This window comes from Achromobacter sp. Marseille-Q4954, assembly GCF_943737025.1.
In the GTDB taxonomy this organism is placed as follows: Bacteria; Pseudomonadota; Gammaproteobacteria; order Burkholderiales; family Burkholderiaceae_B; genus Achromobacter; species Achromobacter bronchisepticus_A.
In genome coordinates this window covers 851,392-877,639 of sequence record NZ_CALSFQ010000001.1, presented here as the reverse complement: position 1 = coordinate 877,639, position 26,248 = coordinate 851,392, and the positions used below count along the sequence as shown (strand labels likewise).

General features: G+C 67.6%; 23 protein-coding genes and 1 pseudogene. 20 read left to right on the top strand and 4 right to left on the bottom strand.

Annotated features, from left to right (window positions below):
* Nucleotides 1–12 precede the first annotated feature (12 nt).
* The 8 genes from NGK62_RS03985 to NGK62_RS03950 all read left to right on the top strand — a co-directional run bounded on the left by NGK62_RS03985 (nucleotide 13) and on the right by NGK62_RS03950 (nucleotide 8,886).
* Nucleotides 13–1,002, top strand: a complete 990-nt coding sequence (locus tag NGK62_RS03985) for an alcohol dehydrogenase catalytic domain-containing protein (RefSeq protein ID WP_251877518.1) — start codon at nucleotides 13–15, stop codon at nucleotides 1,000–1,002.
* A 1-nt stretch (nucleotide 1,003) separates the two neighbouring features.
* On the top strand, nucleotides 1,004–1,894 hold the full coding sequence (locus NGK62_RS03980) for an ABC transporter permease (RefSeq protein WP_251877516.1): 891 nt from the start codon (nucleotides 1,004–1,006) through the stop codon (nucleotides 1,892–1,894).
* Nucleotides 1,882–2,700 (top strand): ABC transporter permease, encoded by an 819-nt coding sequence (locus tag NGK62_RS03975; protein WP_118931813.1) that lies wholly within the window; start codon nucleotides 1,882–1,884, stop codon nucleotides 2,698–2,700. Before NGK62_RS03980 ends, NGK62_RS03975 begins: the two co-directional genes overlap by 13 nt.
* A 69-nt stretch (nucleotides 2,701–2,769) precedes the next feature.
* The gene (locus NGK62_RS03970) at nucleotides 2,770–3,852 is read left to right on the top strand and encodes an ABC transporter substrate-binding protein (RefSeq protein WP_251877514.1); all 1,083 of its coding nucleotides are present in this window, start codon (nucleotides 2,770–2,772) and stop codon (nucleotides 3,850–3,852) included.
* Between the two features lie 36 nt (nucleotides 3,853–3,888).
* A complete protein-coding gene (locus NGK62_RS03965) occupies nucleotides 3,889–4,707 on the top strand; it encodes an ABC transporter ATP-binding protein (RefSeq protein WP_054450398.1) in 819 nt (272 codons plus the stop codon).
* A 12-nt stretch (nucleotides 4,708–4,719) separates the two neighbouring features.
* Complete coding sequence (locus NGK62_RS03960) at nucleotides 4,720–6,948, top strand: alpha-ketoacid dehydrogenase subunit alpha/beta (RefSeq protein WP_251877512.1); 2,229 nt, start codon at nucleotides 4,720–4,722, stop codon at nucleotides 6,946–6,948.
* Between the two features lie 23 nt (nucleotides 6,949–6,971).
* Nucleotides 6,972–7,424, top strand: coding sequence for a VOC family protein (locus NGK62_RS03955; RefSeq protein WP_059375061.1), 453 nt, complete (start codon nucleotides 6,972–6,974; stop codon nucleotides 7,422–7,424).
* A gap of 58 nt (nucleotides 7,425–7,482) precedes the next feature.
* Nucleotides 7,483–8,886: an alpha/beta fold hydrolase gene (locus NGK62_RS03950; RefSeq protein WP_251877510.1), complete on the top strand. Its 1,404-nt coding sequence runs from the start codon at nucleotides 7,483–7,485 to the stop codon at nucleotides 8,884–8,886.
* Here NGK62_RS03950 and gcvA read toward each other — a convergent pair.
* Nucleotides 8,849–9,760: a transcriptional regulator GcvA gene (gcvA, locus tag NGK62_RS03945; RefSeq protein ID WP_251877508.1), complete on the bottom strand. Its 912-nt coding sequence runs from the start codon at nucleotides 9,758–9,760 to the stop codon at nucleotides 8,849–8,851. The genes NGK62_RS03950 and gcvA overlap by 38 nt on opposite strands.
* Before the next feature lie 155 nt (nucleotides 9,761–9,915).
* Here gcvA and NGK62_RS03940 point away from each other — a divergent pair, with 155 nt between their 5' ends.
* From NGK62_RS03940 to NGK62_RS03925, 4 genes and pseudogenes are all read left to right on the top strand, one after another.
* The gene (locus NGK62_RS03940; RefSeq protein WP_251877506.1) at nucleotides 9,916–11,127 is read left to right on the top strand and encodes a CaiB/BaiF CoA transferase family protein; all 1,212 of its coding nucleotides are present in this window, start codon (nucleotides 9,916–9,918) and stop codon (nucleotides 11,125–11,127) included.
* Nucleotides 11,124–12,266, top strand: a pseudogene (locus NGK62_RS03935) (acyl-CoA dehydrogenase family protein); the annotation flags it as partial. The gene NGK62_RS03940 and the pseudogene NGK62_RS03935, both read left to right, overlap by 4 nt.
* Nucleotides 12,267–12,326: 60 nt before the next feature.
* Nucleotides 12,327–13,334 carry an acrylyl-CoA reductase (NADPH) gene (gene acuI, locus NGK62_RS03930; RefSeq protein WP_286012427.1) on the top strand — a complete coding sequence of 336 codons (1,008 nt, stop codon included), beginning with the start codon at nucleotides 12,327–12,329 and terminating at the stop codon, nucleotides 13,332–13,334.
* A 44-nt stretch (nucleotides 13,335–13,378) separates the two neighbouring features.
* Nucleotides 13,379–14,347 carry a tripartite tricarboxylate transporter substrate binding protein gene (locus NGK62_RS03925; RefSeq protein WP_251877504.1) on the top strand — a complete coding sequence of 323 codons (969 nt, stop codon included), beginning with the start codon at nucleotides 13,379–13,381 and terminating at the stop codon, nucleotides 14,345–14,347.
* Between the two features lie 51 nt (nucleotides 14,348–14,398).
* On the opposite strand, the gene norR is transcribed toward NGK62_RS03925, so the two are convergent.
* Complete coding sequence (gene norR / locus NGK62_RS03920) at nucleotides 14,399–15,922, bottom strand: nitric oxide reductase transcriptional regulator NorR (RefSeq protein WP_251877502.1); 1,524 nt, start codon at nucleotides 15,920–15,922, stop codon at nucleotides 14,399–14,401.
* Nucleotides 15,923–16,074: 152 nt separating this feature from the next.
* On the opposite strand from norR, the gene ytfE reads away from it, so the two are divergent.
* Nucleotides 16,075–16,755 carry an iron-sulfur cluster repair protein YtfE gene (ytfE, locus tag NGK62_RS03915; protein WP_059375052.1) on the top strand — a complete coding sequence of 227 codons (681 nt, stop codon included), beginning with the start codon at nucleotides 16,075–16,077 and terminating at the stop codon, nucleotides 16,753–16,755.
* Nucleotides 16,756–16,780: 25 nt separating this feature from the next.
* Here the strand turns inward: ytfE and NGK62_RS03910 are convergent, their stop codons facing one another.
* On the bottom strand, nucleotides 16,781–17,089 hold the full coding sequence (locus NGK62_RS03910; protein ID WP_251877500.1) for a DUF1272 domain-containing protein: 309 nt from the start codon (nucleotides 17,087–17,089) through the stop codon (nucleotides 16,781–16,783).
* A gap of 172 nt (nucleotides 17,090–17,261) precedes the next feature.
* Between NGK62_RS03910 and NGK62_RS03905 the strand changes: the two genes are divergently transcribed.
* From NGK62_RS03905 to NGK62_RS03875, 7 genes are all read left to right on the top strand, one after another.
* Nucleotides 17,262–18,179 (top strand): DUF808 domain-containing protein, encoded by a 918-nt coding sequence (locus tag NGK62_RS03905; protein WP_251877498.1) that lies wholly within the window; start codon nucleotides 17,262–17,264, stop codon nucleotides 18,177–18,179.
* A 202-nt stretch (nucleotides 18,180–18,381) separates the two neighbouring features.
* Nucleotides 18,382–19,251 (top strand): alpha/beta hydrolase family protein, encoded by an 870-nt coding sequence (locus NGK62_RS03900; RefSeq protein WP_251877496.1) that lies wholly within the window; start codon nucleotides 18,382–18,384, stop codon nucleotides 19,249–19,251.
* Between the two features lie 61 nt (nucleotides 19,252–19,312).
* Entirely contained in the window at nucleotides 19,313–20,257 is a 945-nt protein-coding gene (locus NGK62_RS03895; RefSeq protein ID WP_054450419.1) for an ABC transporter permease, read from the top strand.
* Entirely contained in the window at nucleotides 20,254–21,072 is an 819-nt protein-coding gene (locus tag NGK62_RS03890) for an ABC transporter permease (RefSeq protein ID WP_059375034.1), read from the top strand. The genes NGK62_RS03895 and NGK62_RS03890 overlap by 4 nt, the downstream gene beginning before the upstream one ends.
* The gene (locus NGK62_RS03885; protein WP_251877494.1) at nucleotides 21,072–22,727 is read left to right on the top strand and encodes an ABC transporter ATP-binding protein; all 1,656 of its coding nucleotides are present in this window, start codon (nucleotides 21,072–21,074) and stop codon (nucleotides 22,725–22,727) included. Before NGK62_RS03890 ends, NGK62_RS03885 begins: the two co-directional genes overlap by 1 nt.
* 91 nt (nucleotides 22,728–22,818) lie before the next feature.
* Nucleotides 22,819–23,439, top strand: coding sequence for a GntR family transcriptional regulator (locus NGK62_RS03880; RefSeq protein WP_251877492.1), 621 nt, complete (start codon nucleotides 22,819–22,821; stop codon nucleotides 23,437–23,439).
* 186 nt (nucleotides 23,440–23,625) lie between these two features.
* A complete protein-coding gene (locus tag NGK62_RS03875) occupies nucleotides 23,626–25,185 on the top strand; it encodes an ABC transporter substrate-binding protein (RefSeq protein ID WP_118931897.1) in 1,560 nt (519 codons plus the stop codon).
* Between the two features lie 45 nt (nucleotides 25,186–25,230).
* Here the strand turns inward: NGK62_RS03875 and NGK62_RS03870 are convergent, their stop codons facing one another.
* Nucleotides 25,231–26,226 carry a Bug family tripartite tricarboxylate transporter substrate binding protein gene (locus NGK62_RS03870; RefSeq protein WP_059375028.1) on the bottom strand — a complete coding sequence of 332 codons (996 nt, stop codon included), beginning with the start codon at nucleotides 26,224–26,226 and terminating at the stop codon, nucleotides 25,231–25,233.
* Between the last annotated feature and the right edge of the window lie 22 nt (nucleotides 26,227–26,248).

The following is a 26,248-nucleotide window of genomic DNA, read 5'->3' as shown; positions in this document are numbered from 1 at the left end:
TGGAGTCCCGCCATGAAAGCCCTTGTCTACACCGCGCCCGGCCAGCTGACTTACCGCGATGAACCCGACCCCGCGCCAGCGGACGGTGATGCGCTGCTGCGCATCGAGGCCGTGGGCATCTGCGGCTCGGACATGCACGCCTATCATGGGCATGATCCGCGCCGCAATCCGCCGCTGATCCTGGGCCACGAGTTCGTCGGCACGCTGGTGGGCGGCAGCCGCGCGGGCCAGCGGGTCACCGGCAATCCGCTGATCCACTGCGGCCAGTGCGATTTCTGCGTGCAGGGCCGCAACAATCTTTGCCGCAACCGCGGCATGGTGGGCATGACGCGTCCCGGCGCGTTCGCCGAGTTCATGGCCATACCGGAGCGTTGCCTGATACCCGTGCCGCAGGACATGCCGGCCGCCGCGGCCGCGCTGACCGAGCCCGCGGCCACGGCCTTGCACGGCTTGGCGCTGGCGCAGCGGGCGCTGTTCCGCCCGCTGGCCGAAGCCCGCGCGCTGGTCGTGGGCGGCGGCGCCATCGGCCTCCTGACGGCGCTGCTGCTGCGCAGCCAGGGCTGCCGCGTCAGCCTGGCCGAGACCAATCCGTTGCGGCGCGCCTCGGCGCAGCGGCATGCGGGCTGCATGGCCTTCGATCCGCGCGAGGCTGCGCCCGAACCGGGCGCGTACGAACTGGTGGTGGACGCGGTGGGCGGCAAGCTTACGCGCGCCGCGGCGCTGGCCGCGGTGCAGCCAGGCGGCGTCATGCTGCACATCGGCCTGCAGGACTGGGCCAGCGAGATCGACATGCGGCGCCTGACGCTGGACGAGATCACCCTCATTGGCGCCTATACGTACACCAGCGCCGACCTGCGCGCGACAGTAGAGGCGCTGCATCGCGGCGCTTTCGGCGACCTGTCCTGGATCGAGGAGCGTGAGCTGGGTGCGGGCGCGCGGGCTTTCTCCGACCTCGATGGCGGACGCGCGGCGTCGGCAAAGATCGTGCTGAGGACGCATTGACATGGCCCGCCATCCTCTTTCCCCGCCCGCCGTCGGCGGCGTTCCGGCCGCCCTGGCCCTGCTCGACCGGAGCGCCGCCATGACCGTCGCCAGGCCACCCGCCCCTCCGCCCGCGCCGGTGCGCCGGCGCCTGTCCCTGCGCTGGCTGGTCAGCGGCGCGTCGGTCACGGCGCTGTTCCTGGCCTGGTACCTGGCCACGGGGCCGTTGGAGTTGTTGAGCCCGGTGCAGCTGCCGTCGCCCGCCGACGCCTGGGACGCCCTGCTGGAGATCGCTGGGGAAGGCTATGCCGACGGTACGCTGTTGCAGCACATCGCGGCCAGCACCGGACTGGTGCTGTACGGGTTTGCAGCGGCGGCGTTGACGGGGGTGCCGCTGGGCATCCTGATGGGGCAGAACCGGCTGGTCGAGGCCTACGTCAATCCGGTGTTCCAGATTGTCCGGCCGATCGCGCCCATCGCCTGGATTCCGCTGACCATCCTGTGGTTCGGGCTGGGCACCAGCGCCAAGGTCTTCGTCATCTGGCTGGCAGCCTTCGCGCCGACCGTGATCAATACCTACACCGGCGTGCGCAACATCGACGACACGCTGCTCCAGGCGGCGCGCGTCAATGGCGCGGCGGGCCGCCTGATGCTGCTGGACGTCATTGTTCCAGGCGCGCTGCCCGCCATCTTCACGGGCCTGAGGACCTCGCTGCAGGCCTGCTGGATGGTGCTGGTGGCGGCCGAGCTGGTTGGCTCTTTCGTCGGCCTGGGCCATGTGCTGATCATCGCTACCCGCGACCTGAACTCGGGAATGATCGTGGTGGCCATGGCCGCCGTGGCCAGCATGGGCATGCTGATGTCGGCGCTGCTGGCGCAGGTCGAACGCAAGGTGATGCCATGGAAAGCCTGAGCCGCGCCGGCCCGTCCCGCGCGCGCGCCCTCGTGTCGCGCCGCGTGCTGGAACGCTGGCTGATGCCGGCGCTGGGCATCGCCACCTTGTTCGGCAGTTGGGCATTGCTGTCCGGGCTGGGCCTGGTGTCTCCGGCCTTCCTGCCTGGACCGCTGACGGTGCTGCGCAGCATGGCCGAGCACACGCACGAACCTTATGCGGGCTCGGTGCTGCAGATGCATCTGCTGGCCAGCCTGGAGAAATTCCTGATCAGCTTCTCCATCGCGGTCCTGCTTGGTGTCCCGTTGGGCTTGTTCATGGGGCGTTTCAAGGCGCTGGATTGGGCGGTGGCGCCGGTGTTCGAAGCCTTCCGCTTCATTCCCCCGATCGCCTGGGTGCCGTTCGCGATCTTCTGGTTCGGCACCGGATTCCTGTCGCCCACGCTGGTGATATTCGCCGGCGCCTTCGCGCCCTGTGTACTGAACGCCTATCGCGGCGCCAGGCAGATCGACCGCGCCTTGATCGAGGCCGGCCAGATGCTGGGGGCGGGGCGCTGGACGACGCTGACGGAAATCCTGCTGCCGGCCGCATTGGCGCACATCGTTGCTGGCATCCGCGTCGGCGCGGGGTTCGGCTGGCAGTCCTTGATCGGCGCGGAACTGATCGTGGGTTCGACCGGGCTGGGCTACATGATCGTGCAGGGCGGCAGCAATCTGGAGCCCGCTATCGTGATCAGCGGAATGATCACCATCGGCCTGATAGGCGCAGGCATCGACTACGGCATGCGCGCCTTGCAGCGCAGGGTGCAGCGCGACTGGTCGCGCTGACCCCGGGAACAAAGGAGGGAGTACAGGCAGGCAGTGCAGGCAGCGTCATTTCATACTGGAGAGAGACAGATGAAACACTACAAAGGCCTCAAGGCCTTGGCAGCGCTCGTGATCGGGTGCTGGCTGGGGGGACCCGGACAGGCGGCGGCCCAGGCCGCGCCGGCGGGAGATGAACTGTTCACCATCCGCATCGGTCAGCAGCCGCAGCGGTGGGCGCTGGAGTGGTACATCGCCAGCGAGAAGGGGTGGTGGAAGGAGGTGGGCCTGAAGCCTGAGATCTCGACCTTCGCTTCCGGCGCGGTCGAAATCGCGGCGGGCGCGTCCGGATCATGGGACGTGGGCGGGGCGGGCAATATTCCGTCGCTGCTGGGCGCGTCGAAGTATGGCTTGCAGACCATAGGCATCGCCGACGGCGAGGCCGCCATCATCACGCTGATGGCCACCAAGGACCGGGCGGACGAGTATCTCAAGAACCCGGCGCTGCTCAAGGGCAAGACCATTCCCGTCACCAGCAACTCCACGGGCCAATGGGGCGCCACGGAATGCCTGTCGCAGAAGTTCGGCCTCAAGCCCGACGACTACCGTTTCGTGAACCTGTCGCCGCCCGACATCAATGCCGCGGTAATGAGCGGCAAGTACGACATTTCCTCGGTGTGGGCTCCCAATACCTACATCCTGGAAGAGGCCATAGGCGCAAAGGTGATCTGCACCGGCGCCGAGCTGAAGATGCCTATCCACAGCTACCTGTTCACGACGCCGGACTTCGCCAAGAAGCATCCCGACAAGGTCGCCCGCTTCCTGGCGGTCTACCTGCGCGCGGTGGCCTGGCAGCGCGCGCATCCCGAGGAGGCCCAGGCGTATCTGAAGGCCTTCTTCGGCAGCGTGGGCGTGAAGTTCCCCGACAAGTACCTGGCGCAGGAATTGCGCGACCGTCCGGCTTTCGACCTGGCGGAGCAGACCAAGTTGTTTGCGCCGGGCCCGGGCGGCTCCTCGGAGATCGTGGGCTGGTGGAACAGCGTGGGGGAATTCATGGTGTCCGTGGGCGTGGTCAAGAAGATCCCCGATCCCAAGACCATGGTCACGGGCAAGTATCTGCAGATGATCCAGGACGATCCCAAGCTCAGGGCCTTCGTCGCCGATGTCGCCAGGTAAGCCGGCGGCCGCGGCTCTCAACAAAGGAACGCAAGCATGAGTCAGATTACTTTCGAGCGGGTGCAGCGCACGTTCAGCCGGGGTGGGGAAAGCTTCCTGGCCCTGGATGACGTGAGTTTCGAGGTGGGCGAGAGGGAGTTCGTTTCGATCGTCGGGCCGTCCGGCTGCGGCAAGACCACGCTGATGCGCATGGCGGCCGGCCTGGAGTTTCCCTCGGCCGGCAGCGTGCGGGTGGGTGGCAAGGAAGTCGAGGAACCGGGACCGGACCGCGCCGTCGTGTTCCAGCAGTTTGCACTGTTTCCCTGGAAGACCGTGACCGAGAACATTGGCTTCGGCTTGAAGTGCAAGGGCGCCTCGCGCGAGGCGCGGGCGCGGACCGTGGCGCGCTACATCGAACTGATGGGCCTGGCGGGCTACGAGCAGGCCTATCCGCACCAGCTGTCCGGCGGGATGCAGCAGCGCGTGGCCATCGCCCGCAGCTACGCGCTGGATCCCGACGTGCTGCTGATGGACGAGCCCTTCGGTGCGCTGGACGCCCAGACCCGCGTGGTGATGCAGGAAGAACTGGTCAAGCTGTCCCGCCTCAATCCGCGCACCGTGCTGTTCATTACCCACAGCGTGGAAGAAGCGGTGTATCTGTCCGACCGCGTGGTGGTGCTGACCGGCCGCCCGGGACAGATCAAGGAAATCATCAACGTGGCCGACGTGCGCAAGCGCGAGGACTGGGACAGCATGGAGCGGATCGAGGACGTGATGGACATGGAGGCATTCGTGCACCTGCGCACGCACATCTGGAAGTTGCTGCGCGCGCAGGAAACCGAACCGCTGGATGCCGCCCTGGCCGCGGCTCACTGAAGGGAAGCGTAGATGAAGCACATCAATGAAGGCGCGGCGCCTGCCGCGAAACCCTCGCGGCTTGCCGCCCTGCACACCGACACGCCGTGGTGGCGGCTTACCGCCACCGCCGCGGATGCGGGGGCCATCGCGCCGCGCGAGATGGTCCGCATGCTGGAGCAGTTGATACTGATCCGGCGCTTCGAAGAGAAGCTGCTGAAGCTGAGCGTGGCCGGCATCCTGCATGGTCCGGCGCATTCCAGCATCGGCCAGGACGGCGCCGCCGTGGGCGCCATGTCGGTGCTGGAGTCGGCCGACAAGATCAACGGCACCCACCGCATGCACCACCAGTTTCTTGCCAAGGCGCTGAACCACGCCACACCGGCGGACTATTCGCCGTTGGACTCGGAAACGCTGGATTCGCACCGCGAGGTGGTCTACCGGACTTATGCCGAGATCCTGGGCCTGACGCCGGGTTATTGCGGCGGCCGCGGCGGTTCCATGCATCTGCGCTATCCCGAGGCCGGCATCTATGGATCCAACGCCATCGTGGGCGGCAATCCGTCGCATGCGGTGGGTTACGCCTTTGCCGACAAGCTGCGCGGGCGCGATCATGTGTCGGTGGCCTTCTTCGGCGACGGCGCCATGCAGAGCGGGGCGGCTTACGAGGCCATGAACCTTGCGGCGCTCTACAACGCTCCCACCATTTTCTTCGTGGAAAACAACCTGTACGCCGTGTCCACCCACGTGTCGGAACAGACGCGCGAAACCCGCTTGTCGGCGCGCGGCCTGTCCCTGGGCGTGCCGGCGATCGAGTTCGACGGCATGGACGTGGTGGCTGCGCGCCTGGCCATGCAGGAAGCTCGGGCCATCATCCGCCGCGACGGCGGGCCGGTGCTGCTGGAAGCGCAGACCTACCGCTACCTGCACCAGTCGGGCGCGCTCAAGGGCAGCGCGTTCCGCTACCGCGACAAGGACGAGGAAGAGGCCTGGGGCGCGCGCGATCCCATGTCGATGTTTCCCGCGCAGCTGAAATCGCTGGGCCTGATCGACGATGCCGGCTTCACCCGCCTGGAGCGCCGTGCGGACGAACTGATAGACGGCGCCCTAGGGCGGCTGTTGGAGCACTACGGCGACGAGGCAGCGCAACGCATCCGGCCCGAACTGTGGCCGGACCCGGCCAGCGTGGACAGCGGTATCCGCGGCAACCTGGGCGAACTCGCGGGCCAACGCGCCATCGAGCTGGAGGAGCAGACGCCATCGAGCCTGGCGGACGCCAAGTTCCAGGACGTGATTTCGCGCGCCATGCTGCTGAACATGCAGCGCGACGACGGCATCTTCATCCTGGGCGAGGATGTGCATCGCCTGAAAGGCGGCACGGCCGGCGCTACCAAGGACATAGGCGATCACTTTCCGGAACGCCTCATCGGCACGCCCATCTGCGAGAACGGTTTCACTGGCCTGGCCTTGGGCGCGGCGTTGAACGGCATGCGGCCCGTGGTGGAGATCATGTATCCCGACTTCGCGCTGGTGGCCGCGGACCAACTGTTCAACCAGATCGCCAAGGTGCGCCACATGTTCGGCGGCAAGTTCGCAGTGCCGGTGCTGGTGCGCAGCCGGGTCACGGCGGGCACCGGCTATGGCTCGCAGCATTCCATGGACGCCAGCGGCCTGTTTGCCCAGTATCCAGGGTGGCGGATCCTGGCGCCATCGCGTCCCTATGACTACATCGGCCTGCTCAACGCCGCGCTGCGCTGCGACGATCCGGTCCTGATGGTGGAATTCAACGACCTGTTCAAGACGTTGGGCAAGGTGCCCGCCGGGGACTGGGACTACATCGTGCCGATCGGCCGGGCCCGGGTCGCGCGCGAGGGCGCACGCTGCACCATCCTGACCTACGGCGTCATGGTCGAGGTCTGCTGCCAGGCGGCGGAACGTACGGGCATCGACGCCCAGGTGATAGACCTGCGCACGCTGGATCCGCTGGGCATCGATTGGGACACCATCGCGGCCGGCGTCAAGCGCACGCAGGCGCTGATGATCGTGGAGCAGACTACCCGCGGCACCTCGATCGGCTCGCGGGTGGCGAGCGAGGCGCAGTCAAGGCTGTTCGACTGGCTGGACCACGAGATCGTGCACGTTACGGGCGCCAATTCCTCGCCCGTGGTCTCCAAGGTGCTGGAGCGCGCCGCATTGGCGGACGCGCAGGCCGTGGAGATGGCCCTGAAATCCATGGACAGCCGCCGCGGCGGCGCCCGCTGAACCGGACGCCATAGGAGAGAAAAATGCTCAAGGACAAACTGCTAGCCACGCATCACACGGCCGTCTGCGTCAATGATTTCGAACGCGCGCGCAACTTCTATACCGGCTTTCTCGGCTTCGAGCTGGAGGGCGAGATGGACCACCGCAGCGAACCCGCGCTGGGCGAAGTGGTCGGCCTGCCGGGCGCGACCATACGCTGGGCCATGCTGCGCCATGGCGGACACCGGGTGGAACTGTTCAAGTACTACACGCCGGAAGGCGACAGGCAGCCCCGCCGCCAATGCGATTTCGGCTACAGCCACGTGGCCTTCGAAGTGGAGGACGTGGATGCCGTATACGAGCAGGCCACGCGCGCCGGCTATGAAAGCGTGTCCTCGCCGCGTGTCATGCGGCAAGGGCGCACCAAGGTGTTCTATCTGATGGAGCCGGAAGGCGCCATCACGGAGTTCATCCAGTTCATGAATCCGGCGGCCTGACGCTGCGCTGGCGCAACTCCGCTTGCCGGGGCGCGCATCGATCTTCGAAGGAACAAGCATGACGAGAACGCTGGATATGGTCGTCCCGCCGACAGGCGAGGCCCTGGACGCTGCCCGCCTGGTCGCCTGGATCGTGGCGCCTGGGCAGGCCTTCAAGACGGGCGACGTGCTGGTCGAAATCGAGACCGACAAATCCATCATCGAGGTGCCCGCGCACGACGACGGGGTCATGGTGGAACATCTGGTCGCGGTGGACGGCCTCGTCAACGCGGATACAGTGATCGCGCGGGTACAGATGGAAGGCGAGGCTGTGGCGGCGAGCGCGGGCGGCGCGGCGGCGCAATCCGCGGCGGCAAAGCCTGCGGATGCTGCGGCGGCCGTTGCCGCGGCGGCCGTTGTCGCGCCGCCAGCCGCGCCGCCTGCCGCGCGGACGCCGGCGGCCTCGCCGTCGTTGGCGCATCCTGTCGCGCAGCCTTCGGTAGACCGCAAGTTCGCCACCCCCGCCGCCCGCCGCGTCGCGGCCGAGCGCGGCATCGCACTGGACGCAGTGGCGGGGACCGGGCCCAACGGCCGCGTGACCGTGGCGGATGTCGGTCAGGCAAGCGCCGGCGGACAGGGCAGCATGCAGGCCCGCGGCGCGCCAGGAGAAAAGCGCGAGGCCTGGGCGAACACCCGCCACGGCGAAGTCCGGTTCACGGTGTGGGAAGGGGGGCGCCCGGGTAGCCAGACGGCGGTGTTGATCCACGGCATGTTCGGCGACCGCGACGCCTGGGCCAGCCTGGCGCATGCGCTCAGCCGCGCCGGACTGCGCGTGCTGGCGATGGACCTGCCTTGCCATGGCGCCACGCGTTCGCAGGCCACGCGCTTCGAACATATCGTCGATGCGGTGGCCGACACGGTGGCGTCCCAGTGCATCGGGCCCGTGAACCTGATCGGCCATTCTTTTGGCGCGGCGGTGGCGGCCCGGGCGGCATCCCGCCCCGGCATGGCCGTGGATAGCCTGGTCCTGATCGCGCCGGTCGGGCTGGGCACTGAAATCGACCAGAGCTTTCTGACGGGCATGACGCATGCCGGCACCAACGAGGCGGCGCAGCGCGAGCTGCAGAAGCTCACCGTCTCCGGCATGACTCCGTCGGGAAATTTCATCGATGCCTTGCGCCAGAGCACGCAGGCGCGGCGCGAGCCCCTGATCGAGTTATGCCGGGAAGTGGGCTGGAACGGCGTGCAGCAACTGAGCATCGCCGCGGACCTGATCAGCCTGCAATGCCGCTGCACGTTGATCCACGGCCGGCGCGACGCCGTCATCCCCTGGCGCCACGCACTGAACGCACCGGCCAGGACCGCGCTGCACCTGTTGCCGGATGCCGGCCACATGCCGCAATGGGAGGCCGGCAAGCTGGTGGCGGATATCGTGCTGGAGGCTGTCACCCGCCAGGCACCAGCGTCTCCATATGCTTGTTGAAACGCTCGCCTTCCACCATCAGCCAGTCGCAGAAGGTCTTCAGCAAGCGGTCGTGGCGGCGCTCTTCGCGGATGATGAGGAAATAGCCCGGCGACTGTACCGTCAGCGGCCCGAAGGGCGCCAGCAGCCGGCCGTCCTCGATGTCGCTGGCCACCAGCGATGAATAGCCTATGGTCATGCCCAGGCCGTCGAGCGCGGCCTGCAGGGCGAAGTACAGGTGTTCGAGTTCCAGCGATTCGGCTGGCACGACCCGGCTGTGCTGCACGCTGGCCAGCCAGTCGTTCCAGGCGCTGCGCCGTGCGCGGCAGTGCAGGAAGGTGTGGCGCGACAGGTCGGTGATGCGTTCCAGCGGCAGCCGTTGCAGCAGGCCGGGCGCGCATACGGGAAAGAAGCTCTCGTTCAGCACGCGGCGCTTATAGAGGCCAGGGGTGGGCTCGGCCTCGCGCCGGATCACCACGTCCAGATTCGCGGGCAGGCGGCTGAAGGGCTCCAGTCCGGTGGAGATCTCCACCTCCACCTCGGGGTATTGCTCACGGAACCGGGCCAGCCGGGGAAACAGCCAGCGCATGGTGAAGGTGGGCAGGGCATTGACTCGCAGCACCTCGCGCGAACGCAGGCTGCGCGAGGCCGAGGCGATGGCGTCCAGTGCCGGGCTGATGGTGTCCAGATAGAGCCGGCCCTGATCCGTCAGTTCGATCTTCTTGCCTAGACGGCGGAACAGCTTCACACCCAACCAGTCTTCCAGCGCCTTGATCTGATGGCTGACGGCGCCATGCGTGACGGACAGCTCGTCCGCGGCCTGGGTGAAGCTCAGCTGACGGCCCACCGATTCGAAGGCGCGGATGGACGTCAGCGGCGGCAGTCTGGGTTTCATTGTGAAATTACCTCACAACAGTCGCTAGAAATGATGCCTGGCCCCGGCGTCCGCCCCGTGCTGGAATACGCCGCAAGGTTGCATACCGGGAAATCGGGCGGCGGATGCCGTGCCGGAGAACGCTGTGAATTTAACTCACCGGAAAGGGAGCAGGCATGCTGCAGGGCAAGGTCATACTGGATCTGACGTGGGTGCTGGGCGGGCCGTTCGCCGGCCAATTGCTGGCGCAACTGGGCGCCGAGGTCATCAAGGTCGAACCGGTGGGCGGCGATTACGCGCGCTCGGTGCCCCCCGTGTCGGACGCGCAGGATTCGCCGTTCTTCCTGTCGGTGAACCGGGGCAAGCGCAGCGTGGCGCTGGACCTGAAGCATCCTTTGGGCCGCCAGGCGTTCCAGGATCTGGTGCGCGAGGCGGACGCGGTGATCTATGGCTTCGCCTCGGACGTGCCGGCACGGCTGGGACTGGATCACGACTCGCTGGCCGCAATCAATCCGCGCATCGTGGTCGGCCAGTTGATCGGGCTGGACGACCGCGGCCCCTACGCGGGCGCGCCGGCGTTCGACCTGATGCTGCAGGCCATGTCGGGTTTGATGAGCATCACGGGGGAGGCCGGCGGCAAGCCGGTGCGCGTCGGTTATCAGGTGGCGGATCTGGCGGGCGGGCTGTACCTTGCGCTGGGGGTTGCCGCCGCGCTGGTGCAGGCGCAGGCCAGCGGTGTGGGGGAGCAGGTGCAGGTGTCGCTGTTCGATGCGCAGATGGCCATGCTGACCTGGCAGGCCCAGGGCTATCTGCAGGGCGGCCCCGTGCCGCGCGCCAGCGGGGCGCGCCACGGCATGATCGCGCCCAGCGACATCTACCGCACGTCGGACGGGCGCTGGATCGCCTTGGCGCCCAGCGGCGATGCGTTCTGGCAGGCTTTGTGCGCTGCGATCGGGCTGCCGGAACTGGCCACGGATGCCCGCTACGCCACGCCCGCGGCGCGCGTGGCCAACGTGGATGCGCTGACCGAGGCCTTGTCAGGCGCCATTGACGCGCGCAGTGCGCAGGAATGGCTGGATATCTTCGAGGCGCGGCGTGTGCCCGCCGCATTGGTCCTGGGCGTGGACGAGGCGCTGGCGCATCCGTTGGCGGCGTCGCGCGGCATGGTGGAAGAGGTGGCCAGGCCGCAAGGCGGCGAGCCCGTGCGCATGCTCGGCAACCCCTTCAAGTTCGCGGGCCAGCCGCGGCTGGATTATCCGCCGGCGCTGGGGCAGGACACCGAGGCGTTGCTGCGCGCCATGGCGGGTTATGACGACGCCAGCCTGGCCGCCTTGCAGGCGGCAGGCGTGATCCGGACTGACGCCGGGACGGCGGGAGCATTGCAATGAACGCCGCAGAGCACGATCGCGACGCGGACCTGGGAGAGGACGAGCGCGCGCTGCTGCGCGGCCTGGCATCGTTTGCGCAGGAGGCGGTGGCGCCGCTGGCCGCAGCCGGCAGCGGCGCGCAGGATTGGGCCGGCACGCAAATCCGCGATGCCTGCCGGCGCGGATTTGGCGGCATCGAGATCCCGGCGCGTGACGGCGGGCTGGGACTGTCCTACCGCATGCGGGCCCGGGCGGCGGAGACTTTGGCGGCGACGGATTTCGCCTTCGCCTTCGCGTTCATCAATCAGCACAACGTGGCCTTGCGCATTGCCGAGCATGGCAGCGCCGCGGCGCGCGAGCGTTACCTGCCGGGGCTGCTGGCGGGCGACCTGATCGGGGGCACCGCCATGTCGGAGCCGCGCGCGGGCAGCGATTTCGCCGCCATCGCCACGCGGGCGCGGCGGCAGGATGGCGGCGGGTGGATCCTGGACGGCGAAAAGGCCTGGGTGGCCAATGCCGCGGGCGGCGAACTGGCGCTGGTATTCGCGCAGACCGATCCGGCGCGCGGGCCGGCCGGCATTGCCTGCTTCATCGTCGACCTGCGCGCGCGGCAATGCCAGCGCCTGACGGGCGTGGCGCTGGAGGGGCTGGGCGCGGCCGGCATCGCCGGCATCCGCCTGGAGGGCTATCCGGCCGAGGACAGCGACATGCTGTATGCGCCGGGCCAGGGTTTCCCAATGGCGCTGGCCGGCGTGAACAAGGCGCGCACGCACATCGCGGCGATGGCGGCGGGCCTGCTGGACAGCGCGTTGAGGCTGGCGGTGCGCCACGCGTCCACGCGCCAGGCTTTCGGCCGCCCCATCATCGAACAGCAGGGTTTGCGCTGGTCGCTGGCGGACGTGTCGATGCGGCTACAGATCCTGCGCATGTTGACGGACCGCGCGGCAGGCCTGATCGATGCCGGTTCGGACGAGGCGGTCCCGGCCGCGGCCATGGCCAAGAAGTACGCCGGCGAGGAATGCCTGGACGCCGTTTCCGCCTGCATCCAGGCGTTGGGCGCAAGCGGCTTGCTGCCGGCGCAGGGCATGGGACGGAGGCTGTTGGCGGCCAAGGCCTTGTGCTTTGCCGACGGCACCACCGAAATGATGAACGAGCGTATTGCGGCCGGCCTGGCTTTGCGGTTCGCAGGGGCGGCGCCTGCCACGGCGGCCGGCGCCACGATGCACAGGGAGGCAGGAATGTCGTATCAGGCCTTGAAGCTGACGCGAGGCGAGGACGGCGGCACGCAGGCGCGCCTGACGCAGATCGTGCAAGACGAGCTGCCCGAGGGCGAAGTGCTGGTGGAGGTGGCGTATTCGTCGCTGAACTATAAGGACGCGCTGGCGATCACCGGCAAGTCGCCGGTGGTGCGCAGTTTCCCCATGGTGCCGGGCATCGATTTCGCCGGTACCGTGCGCGGCAGCGCCGATCCGCGCTTCAAGCCGGGCGACGCGGTGCTGCTCAATGGCTGGGGCCTGGGCGAGACGCGCTGGGGCGGATTGGCGCAAGCCGTGCGGGTGCCGGCCGACTGGCTGCTGCCCTTGCCGGCGGGTCTGGATGCCCGCCAGGCCATGGCCATCGGCACGGCCGGATATACGGCCATGTTGTGCGTGATGGCGCTGGAACGCCACAACGCCACGCCGGAAGGCGGGCCGGTGCTGGTGACAGGCGCCAACGGCGGCGTTGGCACCGTCGCGATCGCGCTGCTGGCGGGCAAGGGGTACACGGTCACGGCGAGCACCGGACGTCCACAGGAAGCGGACTACCTGCGGGGCCTGGGTGCCAGCGGCATCCTGGACCGCGCCGCGTTGTCGGCGCCGGGCAAGCCGCTGCAGAAAGAGGCTTGGGCGGCGGCGGTCGATTGCGTCGGCAGCCACACGCTGGCCAATGTGCTGGCCGGCATGCGGTACGGCGCGCCCGTGGCGGCTTGCGGACTCGCCCAGGGCATGGATCTGCCGGCCACGGTGGCCCCGTTCATCCTGCGCGGGGTGACGCTGATCGGCGTGGACAGCGTGTATGCGCCCATGGCGCTGCGCGCTGAGGCCTGGCGCAGGCTGGCCGATGAAATGCCGCGCGGCATGCTGGAGGCCAACACGCAGGAGCTGGGCCTGTCGGAAATCGCGGCCGCCGCCGCGCCGTTGCTGGAGGGCAGGATACGCGGCCGCATCGTCGTCGATGTGAATCGATAAGGGCCGCAGCATAGCGGCCCGCATACCACCAAAGGAGACTGGGCATGATGAAGCAACGATGGCGTTCCGTCATCGCTGCGGCGGCGCTTTGCGCCACCGCCGGCGCGGCATGGGGACAGGGGTATCCGGACAGGCCGGTGCGGCTGATCGTGCCGTTTCCGCCTGGCGGTTCGGTGGATTACGTGGCGCGCAACATCGCGCCCGTGTTGTCGCAGAAGCTGGGCCAGACCGTGGTGGTGGACAACAAGGGCGGCGCGTCCGGCACCATCGGCACCGCCGAGCTGGCGCGCGCGCCGGCCGACGGCTACACGCTGATGCTGGCGTTCGACTCGCACGCCGTCAACGGTTCGCTGTACAAGAATCTTTCGTACGACACGATCAAGTCCTTTGATTACATCAGCCTGATCGGCACCATGCCCGCGGTGCTGCTGACGGCCAAGAAGACCGGCATCACCACCCTGCAGCAATTTCTGGACTATGCCCGCGCGCATCCGGGCCAGGTGAACTATGGCTCATCCGGCGTGGGCGGCTCCAATCACCTGAACCTGGCCGCCCTGGCGGCGCGCACGGACATCAAGGTGACGCACGTGCCTTACCGCGGCGGCGGACCGATGTTCAACGCGGTGCTGGGCGGCGAAGTGGACGTGGTGATCGCCAGCCTGCCGACCATCGTCGGCTTCGTGCAGGGCGGGCGCCTGAACGCGCTGGCGATCGGCACGGCGCAGCCCGCGCCCGCGCTGCCGGATGTGCCGCCCATCGCCACGCTGGTGCCCGGCTTCGAAGCCTATTCCTGGGTCGGCATGCTGGCGCCGGCGGGCCTGCCGCCCGAGGTGCGCAAGCGTGTGCAGCAGGCGCTGCGCGACACGCTGGCGACCCCGCAGGTCAAAGACAGCATGGAGCAGGGCGGCTTCAACATCGTGTCCAGCTCGCCGGAGGAATTTCAACAGCGCGTGCAGGCCGAATCGCAGCGTTGGGGCAAACTGATCCAGGACACCGGCATCAAGATCGAATAGCGGTCTGGCCTGGGCAGGGCTGCGGGGAGTGCCGACGCCCCGCGAGGCGCATCAGCCCTTCAGCCCGATGCGCCGCGCCAGCTTGTGCAGATTGCTGGAGTCCACGCCCAGGGCGCGCGCGGCATGGGCCCAGTTGCCCTGGTGCGTCTCCAGCGCCCGGCGGATGGCCTGGCGCTGGCAGGCGTCCACGGCCTCGCGCAGCGTCTGGTCGGGACCGGCGGGCGCGTCGGCGTCCTCCTGAGGCGCGGCCAGCGGCATGTCGCCGTCGGACAGGTCCAGCAGCTTGGCGCCCAGCGTCACGATCTCGTTGCGCGTGGCGCCGTGGCTGACGGCCTTGATGGCGGCGCGGCTGATGACGTGCTCCAGTTCGCGCACGTTGCCGGGCCAGCGGTAGCGGCGCAACATGTCCTCGGCCTCCGGCGACAGCCGCAGGCTGCGCAAACCCAGGCGCGCGCGGTTCAGTTCCAGGTAGCGGCCCGCCAGCAGCAGCACGTCGTTGCCGCGGTCGCGCAGCGGCGGAATCGGGATGGGATAGACCGATAGCCGGTGATAGAGGTCGGCGCGGAAATCACCGACCCGCACCAGGTCGCGCAGGCTGCGGTTGGTGGCGGCCAGGATGCGCACGTCGACGCGGCGCGGCCGGTCGTCGCCCAGGCGCTGGATTTCGCCGTTCTGCAAGGTGCGCAGCAGTTTGGCTTGTACCAGCAGCGGCAGTTCGCCCACTTCGTCCAGAAACAGCGTGCCGCCGTTGGCGGCCTCGAAGCGGCCGGGGCGGTCGGCCACGGCGCCCGAGAAGGCGCCCTTGGCGTGGCCGAACAGTTCGCTTTCGGCCAGCGATTCGGGCAGGGCGGCGCAGTTCACGTGCACCAGCGGCTTGTCGCGGCGGCGCGAGAGGCGATGCACGCGATGCGCGAACAGTTCCTTGCCCACGCCGGTTTCGCCCAGCAGCAGGATGGGCAGCTCGGAATCCGCCACCACCTGGATTTCGTGCAGCAGGCGGCCGATGGCTACGCTTTGCCCCAGGATCTCGCTGTTGTCGGCGACGGCGCTGTCGGCCGGTTCGGCGCCGCGCGCCACGCGCAGCGCGCGGATTTCGGCTTCCAGGCGCGTGGTGCGCAAAGCGGCTTCCAGCAGCACGATGTAGTCGCGCAGGTCGGACTGGGCCTCGGCGTCGAAGGTGCCGACTTCCAGGGCGTCCAGGGTCAGCACGCCCCAGGGGCGGCCCTCGATGTGCAGGCTGGTGCCCATGCAGTCGTGCACCGGCAGCGGTTCCCCAGCCATGCCGTTGATCAGGCCGTCATAGGGATCGGGCAGGGTGCTGTCGTGGTGGAAACAGGTGACGCCGCGCCGCGCCAGGATGGCCGCCAACCGCGGATGCTGTTGCACGGCGAAACGGCGGCCCAGGGCGTCTTGCGTCAGGCCATCCACCGCGATGGGGCGTAGATGGTCTTCCTCCAGTTGCAGCAGCGCCACCGCGCCGCAGCGGAAGTGCGTGCGCAGGCTGGACACCAGCCGCTGCAGGCGGACGGCGGGGGGCAGGTCGGCGACCAGATCGGCGAGCAGGAGGTTTTGCATGGGGTGAATTTTACCGTTCGGGGTGGATAAAACCTCGACCTGCCAGGGTGATATTCACCCTTTAATTTGCAATTCATTGATAAATAGCAAGTTTTTCCTGGCACGGATTTCGCATTGCTTCCAGTACCCGTCACGAACTATGGAGAGACGCGATGAGCATGGTTGAGCAATCCCTGGGCCAGTTGGCCCGCAGCATCCCCGGCGCCACGCAGGTGTTTCATGAGTACCAGCTGGACTTCTGCTGTGGCGGCAAGAAAAGCCTGGCCGAGGCGGCGGCCGAGCGTTCGTTGGACGCGGCGCAGATCGAGGCGCGCCTGATGGAGCTGGCGCGCAGCCCGTCCCACGAAACGGATTGGGGGCTGGCCTCGCCGGCCGAACTGGTCGACCATATCCTGGCGCGCTACCACGAGGTGCACCGCCAGCAATTGCCCGAGCTGATCCGGTTGGCGCTGAAGGTGGAGCAGGTGCACGCCGACAGCCCTGACTGCCCGACCGGCCTGGCCGATCACCTGCGCGTGATGCAGCAGGAGCTGGAAAGCCATATGCAGAAGGAAGAACAGGTGCTGTTCCCGATGCTGGCCCGCGGCCATGGCGCCATGGCCGGCATGCCCATCATGGTCATGCGCGCCGAGCACGACGACCACGGCGTGGCGCTGGAACGGCTGCTGGCGCTGACCCACGACATCACGCTGCCGCGCGCCGCATGCAACACGTGGCGGGCGCTGTACCTGGGATTGCGTACCTTCAAGGAAGACCTGATGGCGCACATCCACCTGGAAAACAACATCCTGTTCGAGAACGCGGCCAGCCCGGCGGCGCACGCGCACAGCTAGCGCCCGCGTTCGGGCGTTGCAGCCGCTAGCGGCGTTCCGGCGGAACGCCGTCCAGGCTGCGGCGCAAGGCGTCGTGCGCGGCCAGGTCGACCGGACGATGCTTGCGCTCGGTGCTGGCCGGGTACTTGCCCAGGAAGTTGCCGCCCTTGCGGTCGCTGGCGGGGCGGACCGGCCGGGGCGCGAAGCCGCCGCCGCAATTGGGGCAGACATTGCCCAGCAATCCTTCGGCGCAAGCGGCGCAGAAGGTGCATTCAAAACTGCATATGCGGGCGGCGGCGGAGTCTGGCGGCAGCGCCGCATTGCAGTGTTCGCAGCTGGGTCGCAAGGCAAGCATGTGGCCTCCTGGGGGCAATAGTCGGGTCCAGCCGCCAGGGTAGGCCGGGCTGCCCGGCCGCGCCATCGGGGTTACGGACAGAAAAGAAGTGAAAACGGCCAGGCGGGCGACGCTTGGCGGACGCCGGCCGCCTGTACACTCGAAAATCCTTTCGAGGCACAGGGGATTCTTGATGGCGGGAAGCAGCTTCTTCGCACTGTTTGACGATATCGCGACCATATTGGACGACGTGTCCGTCATGACCAAGGTCGCGGCCAAGAAAACGGCCGGGGTGCTGGGCGACGACCTGGCGTTGAACGCCCAGCAGGTTACGGGCGTGCCGGTCAACCGGGAACTGCCGGTCGTCTGGGCGGTGGCCAAGGGCTCCTTCATCAACAAGCTGATCCTGGTGCCGGCGGCGCTGCTGATCAGCGCCTTCGCGCCCTGGGCCGTGACGCCCCTGCTGATGGTGGGCGGGGCCTTTCTCTGCTACGAAGGCGTGGAGAAGCTGGCGCACAAGTTCCTGCCGCACGGCGATTCGGACGAAGGCAACCACGCCGCGCGCGCCCAGGCCCTGCAGGATGATACGGTCGACATGGTGGCCTTCGAGCGCGACAAGATCAAAGGCGCGATACGCACGGACTTCATCCTGTCGGCGGAAATCATCGTCATCAGCCTGGGGGCGGTGGCGGGCGCCGACTTTACCCGGCAGGTGCTGGTGCTGTCGGTCATCGCCATCGCGATGACGGTTGGGGTCTACGGCCTGGTGGCCGGCATCGTCAAGCTGGACGATCTGGGCCTATACCTGAGCCAGAAATCGTCCCAGGCGGTGGCCTGGCTGGGCCGGCGCATCGTGGGTGCGGCGCCCTATCTGATGAAGACCCTTTCGGTGGTCGGCACCGCGGCCATGTTCATGGTGGGCGGCGCCATCCTGACGCACGGCATTGCGCCGGTGCAGGCTGCGGTCGACCAGGCCGCCGCCGCGGTGGGCGGGGGCGGGGTGGTGCAGGCGCTCACGGCCACCTTGCTCAATGCCTTGTTCGGCATCGTGGCCGGAGCCGTGGTGCTGGGGGCGGTCAGCCTCGCCAAGCGGCTGTTCAAGAAAGGCTGAGGCGGACTGGCGCCGGCCCGCTGAGCGGGGGCGCCGGCGCCATCCAGGGGAGCGCCGCGGCGCTCCCTTTTTACGTTCCTAGGGAATCCCCTGCCTTGTTGCGCCGGAATACGTGCGCCTAAAATTGGCGCCAATTTATGTGATCATTATTTCGACCACCGGCATAGACCATCGGCCCCGCGGCCATGGAAACGAGGAAATCATGCAGTCCAACGCAGCACCCGCCATCCAGCCCGACGCCGCCCGCGCGCGGGCTATGTACGACCTGGGCCACAGCACCGTCTTCGCCGCCCGCTCCGACCCGCGCTTTTCCTACTGCACCTATGTCCCGCCGCACATCGACAGCGCCAGGCATCCCATGCAGCTGGTGGTGATCATGCACGGCACCGGCCGCGCCTTCGTGGAATACCGCGACGCGTTCGCGGAGTTCGCCCGCTGGAACGACTGCATCGTGCTGTGCCCGCTGTTCCCCGTAAGCCCGCTGGGCGACGGCAACCGCGACGGTTTCAAGCAATTGCGCGAAGGCGACATCCGCTACGACGAGATCCTGCTGGACATGGTGGCGGAAGTGGGCGAGAAGTTCGGCTGCGACTTCAAGAAGTTCGGCCTGTTCGGCTATTCGGGCGGCGGCCAGTTCGTCAACCGGTTCGCCTACCTGCACCCCGAAAGCCTGTGGGCCGTGTCGATCGGCGCGCCGGGCTCGGTCACGTTGCTGGATCCCAGCCAGGATTGGTGGGTGGGCGTGCGCGATGCCGAGGCCCGTTTCGGCAAGCGCATCGACATCGAAGCGCTCAAGCAGGTGGCGGTCCACATGATCGTGGGCAAGGCTGACCTGGAAACCTGGGAAATCACCCATCGCGAAGGCGGCAAGTTCTTCATGCCTGGCGCGAACTCCGCCGGCAGTACCCGCCCGGAGCGCCTGGAGTCGCTGCGCCGTTCGTTCGAAGCGCAGGGCGTGAACGCGGTGCTGGACGTGGTGGAAAACGTGCCGCATGACGGCTTGAAGTGCGTGGGCCAGGTGCAGGACTTCCTGGCCGCCGCCCTGCGCAAGCTGCGGCATGAAGACAACTGAGACCGGCGGACGCGGCGCTTGCGGGCATCCGCGAGTCCGCGACCAGGAATAGGAGAGGGGCATGCTGCGTTTCGCGCTATCCCGGATCGTCATGGCCATACCGACGCTGCTGATTGTGGCGGTGGCGGTGTTCGTGATGATCCGGCTCATCCCGGGCGACCCAGCCCAACTGCTGCTGGGCGACCTGGCGACGCCGGCCGCGCTGGCCGACCTGCGGGAGCGGCTGGGGCTGGACCAGACCTGGCTTACCCAGTTCGGCATCTGGTTCGGCAACATGCTGCACGGGGACCTGGGTTCGTCCATCAATACCGGCCAGCCGGTGCTGCCGCTGGTGTGGGACCGCTTCCTGATCAGCGGCCGCGTGGTGGTGGTGGCGGTGCTGTTCGCCGCGCTGGTGGCGGTGCCGGCCGGCATGATCGCCGCCTGGAAGCAGAACAAGGCGCCCGACCTGTTCCTGGTCGGCACGGCCACGCTGCTGGTGTCGATTCCGACCTTCTGGCTGGGCCTGCTGCTGCTGATCTTTTTCGGCCTCAAGCTGCAATGGCTGCCGGTGGTGGGCTACGTGTCCATCGGCGAAGACTGGAAGGCCGGCCTGTTGTACCTGGCCATGCCCATCCTGACGCTGTTCCTGCATGAGATCGGCGTGCTGATGCGCATGGCGCGGGCCAGCACGCTGGAAGTGCTGCGGCTGGACTACATCACCCATGCGCGGGCCAAGGGCCTGTCGGAATCCGCGGTGCTGATGCGCCACGCCTTCCGCAATGCCTTCGGTCCCACCTGGACGCTGATCGGCCTGGTGCTGGGCAACCTGCTGGGCGGCATCGCCGTGGTGGAGACGGTGTTCACCATCCCCGGCCTGGGACGTCTGCTGGTGGACTCCATCTTCGCCCGCGATTACCCCGTGATCCAGGGCTGTCTGCTGTTCGTGGGCGTGGTCTACGTGATCGTGAACCTGTTCATCGACCTTTGCTATCCCCTCTTTGACCCGAGAGTGACCGCCGAATGAAAAAGCGAATTGCAGCCAACGCGCTACTGGGCGGCGTCATCGTGGCGCTGATGCTGGTGGCGGCCATCATGGGCGCCTTCTGGACACCGCATGACCCGCTCAAGATCAACTTCGTGGCGCGCCTGAAGCCGCCGGGCGGCGAGTTCCTGCTCGGCACGGACGAATTCGGCCGTGACGAGCTGTCGCGCCTGCTGGCCGGCGCCTCCAGCAGTGTCTGGATCAGTTTGCTGACGGTGAGCTTCGCCATCGTCGCGGGCACGATCGTCGGCACCCTGACCGGCTTTGTGCGGGGCTGGACCGACCGCATCATCATGGCCTTCAACAACGCGCTGCTGGCCTTTCCCGGGCTGTTGCTGGCGCTGGGCCTGCTGGCAGTAGTAGGCGCCAACAAGTACGGCATCATCCTGGCGCTGGGCCTGGCCTATACGCCCTCGGTGACGCGCATCGTGCGCGGCACGGTGCTGTCGCTGCGCGAGAAGGAGTTCATCGAATCCTCGCGCGTGCTGGGCAACTCCGAGCTTTACACCATGTTCCGCCACGTGCTGCCCAATTGCGTGGCGCCGCTGACGGTGCTGGCCACTTCCATGTTCGGCTGGGTGATCCTGGCGGAAAGCGCGCTGTCCTTCCTGGGCCTGGGCGTGCCGCCTCCCGCGCCCACCTGGGGCAACATGCTGGCCGCCGCAAGGCCGTTCATGGCGCAGGCTTCCTATCTATCCATACTTCCCGGCCTGGCCATCGCGCTCGCGCTGCTGGGAATCAATCTGCTGGGCGACGCGGTGCGTGACCGCTTCGATCCCCGCATGAGGGGCGTGTAATGAGCGCATTGGTATCCGTATCGAATCTGTCGCTGACCGTTGGCCCGGGCGGGCGCGAAATCGTCAGCGGCGTGTCCTTCGAGGTGGCGCCTGGCGAGATGGTCGGCATCGTCGGGGAATCCGGCAGCGGTAAGACGCAGGCCGCGCGCGCCATCATGGGCCTGACGCCATCGCCGCTGGTGGTGGCCGGCGGCTCCATCAAGTTCGAAGGCGTGGACGTGACGCAGGCGTCCCCGGCCGCGCTGCGCAAGCTGCGCGGCGCGCGCATCGGCATGGTGTTCCAGGAGCCGATGACCTCGCTGAATCCGTCCATGCCCATCGGCCGCCAGCTGGAGGAGGGCCTGCGCCTGCACCGCAAGGGCCTGTCCGCCGCCGCGCGCCGCGAACGCATCCTGGAAATGCTGCGTCGGGTGGGCATCCGCGATCCCAAGGGCGCGATGGAAGCCTGGCCGCACGAGTTCTCCGGGGGCATGCGCCAGCGCATGATGCTGGCGTCCGTGATGCTGCTGGAGCCCGCGCTCCTGATCGCCGACGAGCCCACCACCGCGCTGGACGCGGTGGTGCAGCGCGACGTGCTGGAGCTGATGGTGGACCTGACCCGCGAACACCATACGGCGGTGCTGATGATCAGCCACGACCTGCCGATGGTCGCGCGCTACACCGAGCGCATGGTGGTGATGCAGCACGGCAAGGTGCTGGAGACAGGCGCCACCGCCAGCATTCTGGAGCGGCCGCAGCACCCCTACACCCGCAAGCTGCTGGACGCCATGCCGCGCCGGCTGCCGGCGCGCCAGCTGGGCAAGGAGCCGCCCATCGTCGAGGTCAAGAGCCTGGTGGTCGACTACGCCGGCCATCAGCGGCTGTTCTCGCGCACCGGCGCCAAGCGCGCGCTCAACGGCATCGACCTGCACGTCAAGCCGCGCGAAGTGGTGGCGGTGGTGGGCGGCTCCGGTTCGGGCAAGACCACGCTGGGACGGGCCATCGCTGGATTGCTGGCGCCGACTTCGGGCCAGATCCTGTTCCGCGGCCAGGCCGTGAACCGCCGTTCGGCCTCCTGGCGCGATTACCGGCTGAACTGCCAGATGGTGTTCCAGGATCCGTATTCCTCGCTGGACCCGCGCATGACCATCGGCCAGCTGGTGGGAGAGGGCCTGCGCATGCTGGACGACATGCCCGCGGCGGAGAAGCGCCGCCGGGTGGACGAAGTGCTGGCCGAAGTGGGCCTGGGTTCCGAGTACGCCAAGCGCTATCCCCACGAGATGTCGGGCGGCCAGCGCCAGCGTGTGGCAATTGCCCGCGCCATCGTGCGCCGTCCGGCCTTCGTCATCGCCGACGAACCGGTGTCCGCGCTGGATGTGACCGTGCGCGCGCAGGTGCTGGACTTGTTTGCCGACCTGCAGGAACGCCATGGCTTTTCCTGCCTGTTCATCAGCCACGACCTGGGCGTGGTGGAGCAGGTGGCCGACCGCGTGGTGGTGATGCGCGACGGCGGCATCGTCGAGCAGGGCTCTCGCGACGCGGTGTTCGACCAACCGCAAGAGGAGTACACCCGCAGCCTGCTGTCGGCGATTCCGGCGCTGGAATCCACCGATACCGGCGGCGTGCGCCTGCGCTGGCGGCTGGACCAGCCGCAGCCGTTGCGGGCCAGCGCCTGAGGGGCGGGTATCCCAGGGGGCGCAGGCGCCGTCCCCCGGGAATACTTACGCATAAAATACGCGCTTCGGATTTGATAGACGGGAGTGGTCCATGCCGAAAGCGGCAACGGCGCAACCCGGCCTGGTTGATCGCATCGCCCACGATATACAGGCGGGCGTTTACGGTCCCGGCGCCTGGCTGAAACAGATCGACCTGCAGGAACGCTACGACGCCAAGCGTCTGGACGTCCGGCGGGCGCTAGACCAATTGGCCGCCAAGCGGCTGATCGCGCACATCCCGAACCGGGGCTATCACGTCTACGCCATGGATCCGGACCAGCATCTGCAGATCCGCGACATCCGCATCCTGCTGGAAACGGGCGCGGCGGCGGACCTGATGCCCAACGTCACCGTGGCCAAGGTCAAGGCGCTGCGCACCCTGGCCGAACGCTTCGCCAAGCTGCTGCAGGACGGCACGCTGCTGGAGCAGTACGAGGTCAACGTGGCTTTCCACGCGGGCATGTACGACATGTGCCGCAACCGCGAACTGGTCGCGCTGATCCACGAAACCCGGGCCCGCGGCCCGGCGGCGCCGGCCAAGGAATGGGTGACGCGCTCGCGCATCGAGATTTCCGCGCGCGAGCATTTCGACATGGTGGACGCGCTGGAAGCGCGCGACGTCAAGCGCCTGCAGAAAATCATTGCCCAGCACGTGGGGCAGGACATCTCCTGAGGCGGCCGGCGCAACCGGCGCTGCAAGCATGCGGCGGCCTTCGGAATGAAGGCCGCCGTTTTTCATTCCGGCGGCGCCTTCAGGGATACCCCCGATAGCGGAGCGGCGCATTCCGCTCATAATGGGCAGCTAATTTTGGCGCCAATATATGCGTGAATTTTGCGCCGCACGCCGGGGAGTCTTTGCATGCACCATGTTTTCGTACCTAGAGCGCTCGCGCTCAGCCTGGCGCTGGCCGCCGCCGGTTCGGCCCAGGCCGCGCTGCTGACCATCGCCCAGCCCGCCGACATCCGCTCGACCAACCCCGGCGTCAACCGCGACAACACCACCGACGGCGTGATCCTCAACATCGTCGAGGGCCTGGTCGGCTATCGCGAGAACGGCACCGTGGGGCCCTTGCTGGCCAAGTCGGTGGACCTGTCGGAAGACGGTTTGACCTATACCTTCAAGCTGCGCGACGGCGTCAAGTTCCACAACGGCGCCGCGCTGACCTCGGCCGATGTGGTCTGGAACTGGCAGCGCTACATGGATCCCAAGACGGATTGGCGCTGCCGCAGCGACTTTGACGGCCGCAACGGCCTGAAGGTGACGGACGTGTCCGCGCCCGACGCGCAGACCGTGGTGATGAAGGTGGACCGCAAGTCGGCCGTGTTCCTGGATTCGCTGGCCCGCACCGATTGCGGCATGACCGCCATCATCTCCAAGGATTCGGTCGCCGCCGACGGTTCCTGGATCAAGCCGGTGGGCACCGGCCCCTACATGTTCAAGGACTGGAAGCGCGGTGAATACACCTTGCTGACGGCCTACAAGGATTACGTCTCGCCCGCTGGCGACAAGCCGGACGGCTACGTGGGCTCCAAGCGTCCGCTGGCTGATGAGGTCAAGTTCCTGGTGGTGCCGGATCCGTCCACTTCGAAGGCGGGCCTGTTGTCGGGCGCCATCGACGCCGCGCAGATCACCAACACCGATGTGGGCGAACTGAAGAACGCCAAGAACCTGACGGTGTTCAGCCCGCATGACGCGGTCAAGCACGTGCTGCTGTTCCAGACCGAGGATCCGGTGCTGAAGAATGTGAAGATCCGCCAGGCCATCGCCGCCTCGCTGGATATTCCGCAGGTCGTGGCCGCCGCCTCCGAAGGCCTGGGCCAACTGAACAATTCCGCGGTCTACGCGGGTTCGGCCTATTACAAGGACGCGGAAAAGCGCGGCTACAAATACGATCCGGCCCGGGCGCAGCAATTGCTGAAGGAAGCCGGCTACAAGGGCGAGCCCGTGATCATCTACGCCAACAAGCGCGCCCACGTGCCGAGCTATCAAGTGGCGGTGATCGCCCAGGCCATGATGCAGGCGGTGGGCATCAACGCCAAGATCGAGGTGCTGGAATGGGCCACGCAGCTGGACCGCTACAACACCGGCAAGTATCAGATCAGCTCGTTCTCGTTTTCTTCGCGCCTGGACCCGTCGCTGAGCTTCGAGCAGTTTTCGGGCGACAAGGCCAAGCAGCCGCGCAAGGTCTGGGATGACCCCGCGGCGCAGAAGCTGATCGATGAGAGTTTCCTGGAATCCGATCCGGCCAAGCGCCAGGCGCTGTTCGACCAGCTGCACGCCCTGATGCTGGAACAGACCCCGATGCTGATGCTGTACAACGGCGCGGACGCCTGGGCATCCAGCAAGCGCGTGGAAGGATTTTCGGTCTGGGAAGGCAAGCCGCGGGCCTGGGAAACCAAGGTCCGCGACGGCAAGTAGGACGCTTGATGGCGCCGGGCCGCGCTCGCGGCCCGGCGCCAGCCGCTAGTCGAGCTTCACGCCCGCCTGCTTGATCACCGCGGCCCAGTCGCGCACTTCATTGCCCAGGAACGCGCTCAGCTCCGCCTGCGTGGACGGCGCCAGGATCAGGCCCTCGTCGGCAAAGCGCTTGCGCAGCTCGGCGTTGGTCAGCACCTTTTCCAGCGCCGGATGCAGGCGCTGCACCACTTCCGCCGGCACGCCCGCGGGCGCCATCAGGCTGTACCAGGTGGTGGCTTCCAGTCCCTTCACGCCTTGCGAGGCAGCGGTGGTCACGTCGGGCAGGGCGGGCGACTTCTCGATGCCCGTCACCGCCGCGGCGCCAACCCGGCCGCCCTTGTACTGCGGCAGCATCTCCACAACCTGCGTCACGCCCATGCTCAATTCGCCCGAGGCCACCGCCAGCAGCACCGGCGAGCTGCCCTTGTAGGGCACGTGCACCAGTTTTCCGCCCGTGGCCAGGTTCAGCACTTCACCGGTCAGGTGGGTGATGCTGCCCGCGCCGGAAGAGCCAAAGGTCAGCTTGCCGGGATCCTTGTTCGCCAGCGCGATCAGTTCGGGCAGATTCTTCGCCTGCAGGCCCGGATTGACCGCGAATACCAGCGGACTCTTGCCCACCAGGGTGATGGGCGTGAAATCCTTCACCGGGTCGTAGTTCAGGTTCGGATACAGGCTGGGCGCGATCGCCAGCGTGGACACGTTGCCCAACAGCAGCGTGTAGCCATCCGGCTCCGCGCGCGCCACCGCATTGGTGCCGATGGTGCCGCCCGCGCCGGCGCGGTTTTCCACGATGACCTGCTTGCCCAGCGTGTCGTTCAACTGCTGCGACAGCGCGCGCGCCAGGGTGTCGGCCGCGCCGCCGGGCGGGAAGGGCACGACGATGCGGATCGGCTTGCTGGGATAGGCCTCGGCTTGCGCCGCCGGGCTCAAGCCCAGCGCCAGCAACCCGGCCAGGGCCGTGGCCAGCAGGCCGCGGCGATTGATTTTCTGGTACTTCGACATGCTGCTCTCCTGATGAGAAAAC

Bases quoted from the DNA above. Each gene is read 5' to 3' on its own strand.
- NGK62_RS03910 (WP_251877500.1), bottom strand. From the start codon at position 17,089: ATGCTTGCCTTGCGACCCAGCTGCGAACACTGCAATGCGGCGCTGCCG.
- NGK62_RS03975 (WP_118931813.1), top strand. From the start codon at position 1,882: ATGGAAAGCCTGAGCCGCGCCGGCCCGTCCCGCGCGCGCGCCCTCGTG.
- NGK62_RS03885 (WP_251877494.1), top strand. From the start codon at position 21,072: ATGAGCGCATTGGTATCCGTATCGAATCTGTCGCTGACCGTTGGCCCG.
- NGK62_RS03925 (WP_251877504.1), top strand. From the start codon at position 13,379: ATGATGAAGCAACGATGGCGTTCCGTCATCGCTGCGGCGGCGCTTTGC.
- NGK62_RS03950 (WP_251877510.1), top strand. From the start codon at position 7,483: ATGACGAGAACGCTGGATATGGTCGTCCCGCCGACAGGCGAGGCCCTG.
- NGK62_RS03970 (WP_251877514.1), top strand. From the start codon at position 2,770: ATGAAACACTACAAAGGCCTCAAGGCCTTGGCAGCGCTCGTGATCGGG.
- NGK62_RS03985 (WP_251877518.1), top strand. From the start codon at position 13: ATGAAAGCCCTTGTCTACACCGCGCCCGGCCAGCTGACTTACCGCGAT.
- NGK62_RS03960 (WP_251877512.1), top strand. From the start codon at position 4,720: ATGAAGCACATCAATGAAGGCGCGGCGCCTGCCGCGAAACCCTCGCGG.
- NGK62_RS03980 (WP_251877516.1), top strand. From the start codon at position 1,004: ATGGCCCGCCATCCTCTTTCCCCGCCCGCCGTCGGCGGCGTTCCGGCC.
- NGK62_RS03900 (WP_251877496.1), top strand. From the start codon at position 18,382: ATGCAGTCCAACGCAGCACCCGCCATCCAGCCCGACGCCGCCCGCGCG.
- NGK62_RS03905 (WP_251877498.1), top strand. From the start codon at position 17,262: ATGGCGGGAAGCAGCTTCTTCGCACTGTTTGACGATATCGCGACCATA.
- NGK62_RS03965 (WP_054450398.1), top strand. From the start codon at position 3,889: ATGAGTCAGATTACTTTCGAGCGGGTGCAGCGCACGTTCAGCCGGGGT.
- acuI (WP_286012427.1), top strand. From the start codon at position 12,327: ATGCACAGGGAGGCAGGAATGTCGTATCAGGCCTTGAAGCTGACGCGA.
- NGK62_RS03895 (WP_054450419.1), top strand. From the start codon at position 19,313: ATGCTGCGTTTCGCGCTATCCCGGATCGTCATGGCCATACCGACGCTG.
- NGK62_RS03940 (WP_251877506.1), top strand. From the start codon at position 9,916: ATGCTGCAGGGCAAGGTCATACTGGATCTGACGTGGGTGCTGGGCGGG.
- ytfE (WP_059375052.1), top strand. From the start codon at position 16,075: ATGAGCATGGTTGAGCAATCCCTGGGCCAGTTGGCCCGCAGCATCCCC.
- NGK62_RS03890 (WP_059375034.1), top strand. From the start codon at position 20,254: ATGAAAAAGCGAATTGCAGCCAACGCGCTACTGGGCGGCGTCATCGTG.
- gcvA (WP_251877508.1), bottom strand. From the start codon at position 9,760: ATGAAACCCAGACTGCCGCCGCTGACGTCCATCCGCGCCTTCGAATCG.
- norR (WP_251877502.1), bottom strand. From the start codon at position 15,922: ATGCAAAACCTCCTGCTCGCCGATCTGGTCGCCGACCTGCCCCCCGCC.
- NGK62_RS03880 (WP_251877492.1), top strand. From the start codon at position 22,819: ATGCCGAAAGCGGCAACGGCGCAACCCGGCCTGGTTGATCGCATCGCC.
- NGK62_RS03955 (WP_059375061.1), top strand. From the start codon at position 6,972: ATGCTCAAGGACAAACTGCTAGCCACGCATCACACGGCCGTCTGCGTC.
- NGK62_RS03870 (WP_059375028.1), bottom strand. From the start codon at position 26,226: ATGTCGAAGTACCAGAAAATCAATCGCCGCGGCCTGCTGGCCACGGCC.
- NGK62_RS03875 (WP_118931897.1), top strand. From the start codon at position 23,626: ATGCACCATGTTTTCGTACCTAGAGCGCTCGCGCTCAGCCTGGCGCTG.